At 74.2% G+C, this 10,719-nt stretch carries 11 protein-coding genes; 1 reads left to right on the top strand and 10 read right to left on the bottom strand.

Going from position 1 to position 10,719, the window contains the following annotated elements; translation table 11 throughout:
* The 10 genes from smc to rsmD all read right to left on the bottom strand — a co-directional run.
* On the bottom strand, nt 1-2,636 hold a 2,636-nt coding region (gene smc, locus ABZ914_RS36540), incomplete at its 3' end, for a chromosome segregation protein SMC (protein ID WP_500198905.1).
* Between the two features lie 317 nt (nt 2,637-2,953).
* Entirely contained in the window at nt 2,954-3,151 is a 198-nt protein-coding gene (locus tag ABZ914_RS36535) for a hypothetical protein (RefSeq protein ID WP_021598747.1), read from the bottom strand.
* A 178-nt stretch (nt 3,152-3,329) separates the two neighbouring features.
* Entirely contained in the window at nt 3,330-3,656 is a 327-nt protein-coding gene (locus ABZ914_RS36530) for an acylphosphatase (RefSeq protein ID WP_190859719.1), read from the bottom strand.
* A gap of 40 nt (nt 3,657-3,696) precedes the next feature.
* On the bottom strand, nt 3,697-4,590 hold the full coding sequence (gene mutM / locus ABZ914_RS36525) for a bifunctional DNA-formamidopyrimidine glycosylase/DNA-(apurinic or apyrimidinic site) lyase (RefSeq protein ID WP_500198904.1): 894 nt from the start codon (nt 4,588-4,590) through the stop codon (nt 3,697-3,699).
* On the bottom strand, nt 4,583-5,446 hold the full coding sequence (gene rnc, locus ABZ914_RS36520; protein ID WP_500198902.1) for a ribonuclease III: 864 nt from the start codon (nt 5,444-5,446) through the stop codon (nt 4,583-4,585). Before rnc ends, mutM begins: the two co-directional genes overlap by 8 nt.
* Before the next feature lie 343 nt (nt 5,447-5,789).
* Nucleotides 5,790-5,969 (bottom strand): 50S ribosomal protein L32, encoded by a 180-nt coding sequence (rpmF, locus tag ABZ914_RS36515; RefSeq protein WP_151545395.1) that lies wholly within the window; start codon nt 5,967-5,969, stop codon nt 5,790-5,792.
* 1 nt (nt 5,970) lies between these two features.
* Nucleotides 5,971-6,612, bottom strand: a complete 642-nt coding sequence (locus ABZ914_RS36510; RefSeq protein WP_190859715.1) for a YceD family protein — start codon at nt 6,610-6,612, stop codon at nt 5,971-5,973.
* Nucleotides 6,613-6,742: 130 nt separating this feature from the next.
* Complete coding sequence (gene coaD, locus ABZ914_RS36505) at nt 6,743-7,225, bottom strand: pantetheine-phosphate adenylyltransferase (protein WP_190859712.1); 483 nt, start codon at nt 7,223-7,225, stop codon at nt 6,743-6,745.
* A 130-nt stretch (nt 7,226-7,355) separates the two neighbouring features.
* The gene (locus ABZ914_RS36500) at nt 7,356-8,810 is read right to left on the bottom strand and encodes a penicillin-binding transpeptidase domain-containing protein (RefSeq protein ID WP_500198900.1); all 1,455 of its coding nucleotides are present in this window, start codon (nt 8,808-8,810) and stop codon (nt 7,356-7,358) included.
* Between the two features lie 85 nt (nt 8,811-8,895).
* The gene (gene rsmD, locus ABZ914_RS36495) at nt 8,896-9,462 is read right to left on the bottom strand and encodes a 16S rRNA (guanine(966)-N(2))-methyltransferase RsmD (RefSeq protein ID WP_500198898.1); all 567 of its coding nucleotides are present in this window, start codon (nt 9,460-9,462) and stop codon (nt 8,896-8,898) included.
* A gap of 298 nt (nt 9,463-9,760) precedes the next feature.
* Between rsmD and ABZ914_RS36490 the strand changes: the two genes are divergently transcribed.
* Complete coding sequence (locus tag ABZ914_RS36490; protein ID WP_500198897.1) at nt 9,761-10,714, top strand: hypothetical protein; 954 nt, start codon at nt 9,761-9,763, stop codon at nt 10,712-10,714.
* Nucleotides 10,715-10,719 lie beyond the last annotated feature (5 nt).

The following is a 10,719-nucleotide window of genomic DNA, read 5'->3' as shown; positions in this document are numbered from 1 at the left end:
CGCTCGGCGGCGCGGGCGCGCTCCTCGCGCTCGCGGCGGGCGCCGCGCTCCAGCGCGTCGGCGCGGCCGGTGATGGCCTGGACGCGCTCCTCGGCGGTGCGGACGGCCAGCCGCGCCTCCATCTCCGACGAGCGCAGCACCCGGCAGCGCTCGGCGAGCTCGTCGCGGGCGTCGGTGTCGTGCCCGGCCTCGTCGGCGACCTCGGCGGCCTCCTCCGACTCGGCGAGCCGCAGCGCCAGCTCCTCGGCGGCCTCGGTGTCGCGCTCCAGCGACTCGTTCGCCGCGTCGAGGGCCTTCGTGAGCCGTTCGGCCTCGCCGCGCGCGGCGCGGACGTCGGCCTCCAGCCGGGCGGCGCGCTTGGCCTCCTGCGCGGCCTGCGCGTCGAACTCGCGGAGCCGCGCGCGGACCCGGTCGAGGTCGGACTGCGCCTGGTTCACCCCGGTCTGGGCCTGGTTGGCGGCGGCCTGCGCCGCGTCCAGCGCCGCCTGCGCGGACTGCTCGGCCTCCGCCGACGCGGTGAGCCCCTCCGCGGCGGCCGCGGCGGCGGTCTCGGCCGCGGCGAGGTCCTCGGTGGCCTGGTCGAGGGTGGCGCGCATCTGCAGCAGGCTCTGCCCGCCTCCGGCGGCGCCGCCCTGCGCCCAGTGCGCGCCGACGAGGTCGCCGTCGCGGGTGACGGCGCGCAGCGCGGGCTCTCGGCGGACGAGCGCGGCGGCGGCGGGGACGTCGTCGACGACGGCGACGCCGCCCAGCAGGTGCTCCAGCGCGGGACGCACCGCGTCGGGCACGGTCACCGCGTCGGCCGCGTAGTCGACGCCGGCCACGCGTTCGGACCGGCCGGGGTCTCCCCCGCCGACGAGCAGGCCGGCGCGGCCCGCGTCGCGGGACCGCAGCAGCGTCAGCGCCGCCTCGGCGGTGTCGAGCGACCCGACCGCGATGGCCTGCGCCGCGTCGCCCAGCGCGGCGGCCACCGCCGTCTCGTAGCCCGGGCGGACGGTCAGCAGCGAGGCGACCGTGCCGAGCACGCCGTCGACCGATCCGTCGGCGCCGGCCGCGAGCAGCGCCTCGCCGCCGTCGGCGGCGCTGGCGAGGGTCAGGTTCAGCGCCTCGATCCGCGCCTGCAGCGCGGTGACCTTCTTCTGCGCGGCCTGGTCGGCGGTCCGCGCGGCGGCGACGGCGGAGCGCGCCTCCTTCAGCGCGCGGCGCGGCTCGTCGACGGCGGCGCGGGCGGCCTCGGCGGCGTCCTTCGCGGTGGCGAGCGCCTCCTGCGCCATCTCGTGCTCGGCGGCGAGCGCCGGGTCCTCGACGACCTCGGCCTCGAACGCCTCGAACTCGGCCTGCGCGGTCTCGGCGCGCTGCTCGGCCTCGGCCCGGGCGTCCGCGAGCCGGCCGATCTCCGAGCGCCCCGCCTGCGCCTTGCTGCGCAGCGCCTCGACGCGGCCGCGCAGCCGCGCCAGCTCCTCGCGGCGGTCGGCGGCGGCGCGGGCGGCGGACTGCAGCCGGCGCTCCTCGGCGGCGAGCGCCTCCTCGGCCCCGGTGCGCTGCTCGACCGCGTCGGCCAGCCCGTCCTGCGCCTCGTCGAGCGCGGCGCGGAGCATCTCCTCCTGCTCGCGGATCTCGGCGGCCTCGCGCTCCATGTCCTCGGGGTCGCGCCCGCGGCGCTCCTCCTCCAGCGCTCCCGCCTCCAAGGCTTCGGAGGCGTTGCGGTTCCGCTCGGCGGCGAGGTCGGCGACGCCGCGCAGCCGCTCCTTCAGCGCCGACAGCCGGAACCAGGTGTCCTGCACCTGCGCGAGCTTCGGCGCCTGCTCGGCCTCCTCGGCCTCCAGGACCGCCTCGCGCTCCTGCGCCTCGGCGAGGGCGCGCTCGGTCTCGGTGCGGCGCTCGCGGATCGCCGCCTCGTCGGCGGCCTCCTGCTCCAGCTTGGTGCGCAGCGTGACCAGGTCGTCGGCGAGCAGCCGGAGCCGGGCGTCGCGCAGGTCGGCCTGGATGACGGCGGCGCGGCGGGCGATCTCGGCCTGCTTGCCGAGCGGCTTGAGCTGGCGGCGCAGCTCGGTGGTGAGGTCCTGGACGCGGGTGAGGTTCGCCTGCATCGCGTCCAGCTTCCGCAGCGCCTTCTCCTTGCGCTTGCGGTGCTTGAGGACGCCGGCGGCCTCCTCGATCACCGCGCGGCGGCCCTCCGGGCCGGAGTGCAGGACGCGGTCGAGCTGCCCCTGCCCGATGATGACGTGCATCTCGCGGCCGATGCCGGAGTCCGACAGCAGCTCCTGGATGTCCAGCAGCCGGCACGAGTCGCCGTTGATGGCGTACTCGCTGGACCCGGACCGGAACATCAGCCGGCTGATGGTGACCTCGGTGTAGTCGATCGGCAGCGCCCCGTCGGCGTTGTCGATCGTCAGCACGACCTCGGCGCGGCCGAGCGGCGCCCGGTTCGCGGTGCCGGCGAAGATGACGTCCTCCATCTTGCCGCCGCGCAGCGACTTGGCGCCCTGCTCGCCCATCACCCAGGCCAGCGCGTCCACCACGTTGGACTTGCCCGACCCGTTGGGGCCGACGACGGCGGTGATGCCCGGCTCGAACTTCAGCGTCGTGGAGGACGCGAAGGACTTGAAGCCGCGCAGCGTCAGGGTCTTCAGGTACACGCGCCCGCCGTCCTCCTCCTGCGCTGCCGGCTCCGGGAATCCGAACGAACGATACCGGCCGCGGGCGGTGCGAGCACGGCACCCGCACGGATGGGAGGCGGATTCGGGGCACGGCCCGGAACGCCGGACGTAGGCCCGTTAATACGGCGAATGGCCGCAAAGGCCCCGAACTCGGTCAGACCAAAACCCTACGAAGGTTTGACCGGAGTCCGACCGCCCGGCGGCATGCCGTGACGCCCGTCACCGTGTGGGATGGGCAAAACAGAAGGGACGCCTGATGACGGCGTCCCCTGTCCACTTCGAGAAAAAGGCGCCGATCAGGTCAGCGCCGGCTCACGATCCTTCACCGCGAGCGACATCACGTCGTCGTCGGTCGCCGTCGCAAGCGCGTCGTTCTCCGCCTGGAGCCGTACGAGCTCGGCTTCCAGGTCCCGTACGCGCTGCTGCAGGCGCCGCATCTCCGCGACCATCCGGGGGTCGGGACCGCCGACGTGGCCGAGTAGAGCCTTCGCCATGACTAAGGGTCCTCCACGCTGAGTAACCAGCAGGGATCGCGCACGAGAAGCATCTGAAGTCGGTGCGCGTATCGTCTAGAGTCGCACCGGCCGGTGTCCTGGTCAAGACGCACATCACAGGCCGGTAACAACCTTCCTCTACTAGTTTAGCAGGTAAAAACCGGAACCCCCTACCCGGTCACCGTTCCAGGAAACCGGCGGCCTCGCCGCGCGGCTCGCTCCACCGCCGCGTCACGCCGGTCACCTTCCCCGGCCGGTCCGGCGGGCCCGCGACCTGCGGCGGGCCGTCGAGCGGGTCGGCCTCCAACAGCTCCAGCAGCCGCTCGCAGTCCTCGCGGGTCCCCTCCGCCACGACCTCCACCCGGCCGTCGCTCAGGTTCGTCGCGCTGCCGACCAGGCCCAGCTCCAGCGCGCGCGCCCGCACCCACCAGCGGAAGCCCACGCCCTGCACCCGGCCCCGCACCCACGCGGTCAGCCGCACCGTCTCCTGCTCCACGTCCCCCATCGCGCCCTTCCCGGCCCCCTCGTTCCCGAACCTGGGAAGCCTAATACCGCGCTCGGCGGGGCTTGGGCTGGCACACCGGGCAACTGTAGGACGAGCGGTTCATGAACTCGTCGCGGCGGATCGGCGTCCCGCAGCGGCCGCACGGCTCGCCGCGGCGCCCGTACGCCTCCAGGGACCGCTCGAAGTAGCCGCTCTCCCCGTTGACGTTGACGTAGAGGCTGTCGAACGAGGTGCCGCCGACGGCCAGGGCGGCGCCCATGACCTCTCTGGCGGCCTCCAGCACGCGCGCGGCCTCCGCGCGGGTCATCGTCTCGGTCGGCCGCGCCCAGTGCAGCCTCGCCCGCCACAGCGCCTCGTCGGCGTAGATGTTGCCGACCCCGCTGATGAGGGACTGGTCGAGCAGCGCCCGCTTGATGCCCGTCTTGCGGCGGCGCAGCGCGCGGTAGAACGCCTCCGCGTCGAACGCGTCCTCCAGCGGGTCGGCGGCGATGTGCGCGATCGGCTCGGGGACGAGCGCGCCGGCGTCGAACGCGTCCGGCACGAGGTCGCTCACCATCAGGTGCCCGAACGTCCGCTGGTCGACGAAGCGCAGGTCGTTGCCGCCGTCGTCGAAGACCATCCGGACCCGCAGGTGCTTCTCGCGCTCCCGGTCCGGCTCGCCGACGAGCAGCTGCCCGCTCATCCCGAGGTGCGCGAGCAGCGCCTCGCCCGGGTCGCCCTCAGCCTCGGCGCGCAGCGGCAGCCACATGTACTTGCCGCGGCGGCGCGGGGCGAGCACGGTCCGGGCGGCGAGCCGCCCGGCGAAGTCGGCCGGGCCGGCCTCATGGCGGCGGACCGACCGCGGGTGCAGCACCTCGGCCGACGCGATCGTCCGGCCTGTCGTCCACCGCTCCAGCCCGCGCCGGACGACCTCGACCTCGGGGAGCTCAGGCACCGGCGAGCCCGGCCGAGCGCGACCCCTTCGGCCCTGCCTGCGGCTGGGGCTGCGGCCGGTTCTCCGGCTCCGCGCCGGCGCCCGCCTGCCTCTCCGCGGCGGCGCCCGCCTGCCCCGTTCGCCCGGCCTGCTCGGCCGCCTCCCGCTGGACGACGATCTCGCGGATCGCGTTCCAGGCGGCCTCGGCGGCGTGCTGCTCGGCCTCCTTCTTGCTGCGGCCCTCACCGGACCCGTAGGTCGCCCCGCCGACCCGCACCGACGCCCGGAACGTCTTCTGGTGGTCGGGGCCGCTCTCGGCGACGTGGTACTCGGGGACGCCCAGCTCCTCGACCGCGGTCAGCTCCTGCAGCGAGGTCTTCCAGTCGAGGCCGGCGCCGAGGCCCGCCGAGCGGGCGATCAGCGCGTCGAAGAGCCGGTGCACGAGCGCGGACGCCTCGTCCAGCCCGCGGTCCAGGTAGACGGCGCCGATCAGCGCCTCCAGCGTGTCGGCGAGGATCGAGGCCTTGTCGCGGCCTCCGGTGCCCTCCTCGCCCCGGCCGAGCCGGATGTGCGCGCCGACGCCGAGGGCGCGCGCGACGCCCGCCAGCGCCCGCATGTTCACCACCGCGGCGCGCAGCTTGGCCAGCTGCCCCTCGGGCAGGTCCGGGTGGCCCCGGAACAGGGTGTCGGTGACGACCAGGCCGAGCACCGAGTCCCCCAGGAACTCCAGCCGCTCGTTGGTGGGCAGGCCGCCGTTCTCGTAGGCGTACGAGCGGTGCGTCAGCGCCCGCTCGAGCAGGTCGGCGGTGACCTCGACGCCGAGGGCGGCGCTCAGTTCCGCGCGGTCGGGAGCGGGTTCGGACGACTTCTTGCTCACAGGCCCTCCTTGGAGGCCGGGCACCGCGCAGGGCGCGGTCGCCGCTGTGGCGCGGCGGCCGGGGAGGCCGCGACGGCGAGCAAGCACGACGCGTCCGGGTCGCCCCGGAAGGACGCCGTCCGGGGGCCCCCCCCGCCCCCCCCCCGCCCGCACAGCGGTGGGCCGCGCCTCTCCGCACCCCCCCCCCCCCCCCCACGGCTCCGGGCGCAGGGTCCGCGCCGCTCACCACGCCGACGTCACGCGCCGGGGTGGTCGGGGTTGCCGCGCGTCCGCGAGGGGCGGGCGCCCGTCCGCGCCGTTCGGCGCGCACGGGCGGATCCGCCCCCCGGGGATGCGAAAAGGCTCAGGCCGACGGGGCGATGACCTGCCGCCGGTCGTAGGTGCCGCACGTCGCGCACGCGGTGTGGGGCAGCTTCTTGTCACGGCACGTCGGGCACTCGACGAGGGTCGGCGCGGTGGCCTTCCACTGCGAGCGCCGGTGCCGCGTGTTGCTGCGCGACTTCTTCCGCTTCGGGACGGCCACGTCAGCCCTCCTGCTTTCCTTGTTGGTCGACTGATCCACGGGGACCGGAGTCCCCGCGTCCCCCCTCGGGAGGCTCCGGCGACAGTTCGCCGGCGAGGTCCTGCAGCGCCGCCCAGCGCGGGTCGGCGACGTCATGGTGGTGGTCCGGGTCGTCCGCCAGCCGTGCGCCGCACTCCGCGCACAGGCCGGGACAGTCGTCCCGGCACAGCGGCGAGAGCGGCAGCGCGAGCAGCACCGCGTCCCGGAGCACCGGTTCGAGGTCGATCAGATCGTCCTCGAGTCGGAGCTCGTCGTCGTCGGCGTTCCCGCCGGAGCGGGTGTCAGGATAGACGAAGAGCTCCTGGAAGTCCGCCTCGAAGGTCGAGGCGATCGGGTCCAGGCAGCGGGCGCACTCCCCCTCCAGGGGGACCGTCGCCGTGCCCGTGACGAGCACCCCCTCCAGCACCGCCTCGAGCCGGAGGTCCAGCTCGATCGCGGCGCCCTCGGGGACGCCCACCATCTCGACGCCGAAGTTCTCCGGAGCCGGCACGGACAGGCGCATCTCCCGCGACGACCCGGGTTGCCTGCTGAGAGCTCGGGTGTCGAGCACGAGCGGGGCGTTGGGATCGAGGCGAGTCAGCGGAGTCCTGCTTTCGTGAGGCATGGCGAACTGCGGCCGCCGTAATGGCCGATGTCCCAGGGTACCGAACACCGGCCGATGCCCCAACTCGCGCCCCTCCCACCAGCGCCGCCCGGGTCGGCGCCGCAGCGGGCGACTCCGCTCGGGGCGCCGGTCAGGTCTGCTGCTGCAGCCGTTCCACGAGACGGTCGTGCACGAGGTCGGGGACGAGGCCGGAGATGTCGCCGCCGAACTTCACGACCTCCTTCATCAGGCTGGAGGACAGGAAGGCGTACTCGGGGTTGGTGGCCATGAACAGCGTCTCCACGCCCGCGATGCGGTGGTTCATCTGGGCCATCTGCAGCTCGTACTCGTAGTCGCTGACCGCCCGCAGCCCGCGGACGATCACCGGGATGTCCTGCTCCTTGCAGTAGTCCACGGTCAGCCCGTAGAACTTGTCCACCTTGACGTTGCCGTACTCCTTGACCACGGCCGTGATCATGTCGGCGCGCTCGTCGACGGTGAACAGACTCTTCTTGTTCTTGTTGATCAGGACGGCCACGACCACCTCGTCGTAGAGACGGGAGGCGCGGCTGATGATGTCGAGGTGCCCGTTGGTAACGGGGTCGAACGATCCCGGACAGACGACACGGCGCACGGCGCGAACCCCTTCGGTCCCGGTTTCTGACCTGCGGCGCGAACGTACCAAATCCGGTTCGGCCCGCTTTCACCCGGGCTGCTCGGTGCCCGCCACCGGTCGGCCGCCGGTCGGTTCCGGTCACCGCCGGTCAGCCGCCGAGCGCGTCGAAGATCTTCGCGGCGATCGGGCCGGACTCGATGCCGTAGCCCTTCTTCTCCGTCATGACCGCGACCGCGTACCTCGGGTCGCTGCCGGGCCCGAAGCCGATGAACCACCGGTCGTTGTAGGGCGCGTTCTCCACGTCGGCGGTGCCGGTCTTGCCGCCGGCCACCGAGGTGCCCCGCAGCTGCTTGCCGGTGCCCTTCGCCACGACGGCCTTCATCAGGTCCCGCATCTGGCTCGCCTGGTCGGACGTCAGCGGACGCGCCATCACCTTCTGGTCCGCCCGCTGGACGACCGACCCGTCCGCGGCCCGCAGCTTGTCCACCAGGTACGGCTGCATGATCTTCCCGTCGTTCAGCACCGCCGCGGCGACCAGCGCCATCTGCAGCGGGGTGGCGACGGTGCTGCCCTGGCCGATCGAGCCGAGCGCGCTGAGCACCGGCTGGCCGGTCTCCGGGAACGCGCTGGGGGCCGCGGACATCCCGTCCGCGATCTTGATTCGGGAGCCGAAGCCGAACTTGCCCGCCTGGTCGTGCACCGCCGCGTTGCCGGGGTTCTGCCCGCCCATGTAGGCGAACGTCGTGTTGCAGGACTGGGCGTAGGCGTCGATGAGCGGGATCGGGTTCTGGTCGCACTCGCCGCCGATGTCGCCGGCGTCGTTGCTGATCGGCTGCCCGCCGCCCGGCGCCTGGTAGCTGCGCCCGGCGCGGACCTGCGAGTCCTCGCTCTTGCCCGCGCTCAGGGCGCTGGAGGCGACGATCGTCTTGAACGTCGAACCCGGCGGGTACACCTCGCCGGTGGCCTTGTTCAGCAGCGGCTTGAGCGGCTCGGAGTTCAGCCTGTTGAAGGCCGCCTGCGACTTGTCCCCGCTCAGGACCGACACGTCGTTGGCGTCGTAGGACGGCGTGGAGGCCATCACCAGGATGGCGCCCGTCTTGGCGTCGATGGCGACGGCCGCCGCGCGGCGCGCGCCGGTGGCCTGGAGCGCCTGGTACGCGGCGCGCTGCGCCTTGACGTTGATCGTGGCCTCGACGGTGCCGCCGGGGATGCGCTTGCCGATGATCTTGTCGACGAGGTTCGTGGTGGCGAGCCGCGAGTCGCTGCCGTCCAGGAAGTGGTTCTCCGCGCCTTCGAGCCCGGTCTCGCTGAAGGGCGAGAAGTACCCCGTGATGGGCGAGAAGACCTTGCTGTCGGCGTAGTGCCGCTGGTACGTCTTGCCGTCCGAGGTGAGCTCCGACCAGGCCAGCCGCTGCCCGTCGGCGACGATGGGGCCGCGCTCGACCTTGTTGCGGTTCTGCAGGCGGCGCGCGTTGAGGCTGCTGTCCCGCAGGTCCTGCGCCTGGAAGCCCTGCACGTAGGTGATGTTGGCGAGCAGCGCGACCGTCATCGCCAGCGCGACGACCCACGTGGCCGCCAAGGCGCGGTCGATCCCCGGTCTCATACCCCGGCCCCTACCCCGCGCATGGCGCCCGATCCGTCATCGCCATCGACTCCCAGGTGACTCTGGGCGGCCGTTCAGGGGGCGTTCAGCCGCCGAGCGCTCTGCCGTACCAGAACACGGCCTCGCCGTAGCGCCGGTCGCGTTCCCCCTCGTACCCGTCCGGCCAGACCAGGTTATGGCCCCGGACGGACCGCTCGACGACGACCAGCGCGTCCGGGGCCGTCCAGCCGTGGTCGCGCAGGTCTTCGAGCAGGCCGGTGACGGCGGCGTCGGCGAGGGCGTAGGGCGGGTCGGCGAAGACCAGGTCGTACGGCTCGTCCGGCGCGGTGCGGGCGAGCCGCTCCACCTTCTCCCCCGTCGGGACGGCGCCGGGCAGCCCGAGCGCCGCGGCGTTCTGCCGGATCACCTTCAGCGCCCGCGGGTGCGACTCGACGAGCAAGGCGTGCGCCGCGCCCCGCGACAGCGCCTCCAGGCCCACCGCGCCGGACCCCGCGTACAGGTCGGCGACGCGCAGCCCGTCCAGCGGGCCGAGCAGGGCCTGCACGGTGGAGAACAGGCCCTCCCGCGCCCGGTCGCTCGTCGGCCTGGTGTCCCGTCCGGCCGGGACGGCCAGCCGCCGTCCGCCCGCGCTCCCCGCGATGACCCTGGTCATCCGTCCAGTTTCGCAGGATCCGCGACCCTGCCGCGCCGCCGCGGGCGGCGTGCTGCGGGGCCGGGCGCCGGTCGGGGGCTCCGGGCGGCGGGCTCCGACGGGGCGTCCTGACTCGATCGACCGCCACGGGTCGTTGCGGAAGGTGCACAAACGACCACCGGGACCGTTGTGAACCTGTCCCCAAATACGGGGATCGCCGTTCACTTCGACTACGTGACGTGTAAACGTGCTCGCAGGTTGTGCGACCAACCCCCCCTCCCCCTCAGGAGCATCTGTGCACCACGGTAGGAGAATCGCGGTGACGGCCGGAGCGACGGTTCTCGGCCTCGCCGCCATGAGCGGCGTGTCGAACGCCGACGCCTCCCGTCCCCCCGCCGACCGACCGTCCCTCCGGCTCGCGCCCGCCGCGCAGCCGGCAGGAACCCACAAGCTCAAGGCCCGGAAGCCGGCTCGTCCCGCCGAACACCGCCACCGCGCGAAGAGCCCCGTGCACAAGGTGAAGCGCGCTCGGCCGGCGGCCAAGACGGTCGCGAAGGCGAAGCCGGCGGCACCCGTACTGGACCTGCACCTGAACGCCACCCTCGCCTATGACCAGCGCACGAACACCGCCGGCGCCGGTCTCGACCTGGGCGCGGGCGTCAGGACGCCGGAGGGCGAGGCCGGCCTCCGGGTGCGGACCGGCGCGAGCGTCGGCCTCAATGACGCCACGCTCAACGCGGGCGCCCGCGTTGACGGGAACGCCAGGACACCGGCCGGCGGCGCGAACCTGAAGGTGCAGGCCGGGACGACTGTGTCGGCGGGACGGCGGCTCATCAGCGGCAACGCCGAACTGGCCGCCGGGCTGGCGCCGGCGGGCGGCACGCCCGTGTCGGCGCACGTGAACCTCGGCGCCTGCGTGGGCAGCGGCTGCGAGCAGGCCCCCACGCCGCCGAGCCCGCCGACCCCGCCGCCCACCTCACCGCTTCCGCCGTCGCCGCCGACGCCGCCTCCGCCTGGGGGCCCCACCACCCCGCCGAGCCCGTCTCCGGCGCCGCCCGGACCGCCGTCGGCGCCGCTGCTGCCCGACCTGCCGTCCGCGCACGGCGGCAGGCTCGGGTCCGGCGTCTCCGCGTCGGCGTACGTCCCGCCGAAGGGCCTGCCGTTCACCGGCACCGACGCGCTGCCCATCGCCGCGCTCGGCCTCGCCGCCGTCACTGCCGGGGCCGTGGCGATCGCCGCGACCCGCAGGCGCGCCGCGGCACGCGAGTCCTGACCCGC

The sequence above is a fragment of the Spirillospora sp. NPDC046719 genome, from assembly GCF_040645715.1.
Classification (GTDB): domain Bacteria; phylum Actinomycetota; class Actinomycetes; order Streptosporangiales; family Streptosporangiaceae; genus Spirillospora.
This window is presented reverse-complemented; position numbering and strand designations above follow the sequence as displayed.

Coding starts and splice junctions, on each gene's coding strand:
- ABZ914_RS36535 (WP_021598747.1), bottom strand. CDS start 3,151: ATGGCGAAGGCTCTACTCGGCCACGTCGGCGGTCCCGACCCCCGGATG.
- ABZ914_RS36530 (WP_190859719.1), bottom strand. CDS start 3,656: ATGGGGGACGTGGAGCAGGAGACGGTGCGGCTGACCGCGTGGGTGCGG.
- ABZ914_RS36510 (WP_190859715.1), bottom strand. CDS start 6,612: ATGCCTCACGAAAGCAGGACTCCGCTGACTCGCCTCGATCCCAACGCC.
- ABZ914_RS36500 (WP_500198900.1), bottom strand. CDS start 8,810: ATGAGACCGGGGATCGACCGCGCCTTGGCGGCCACGTGGGTCGTCGCG.
- rsmD (WP_500198898.1), bottom strand. CDS start 9,462: ATGACCAGGGTCATCGCGGGGAGCGCGGGCGGACGGCGGCTGGCCGTC.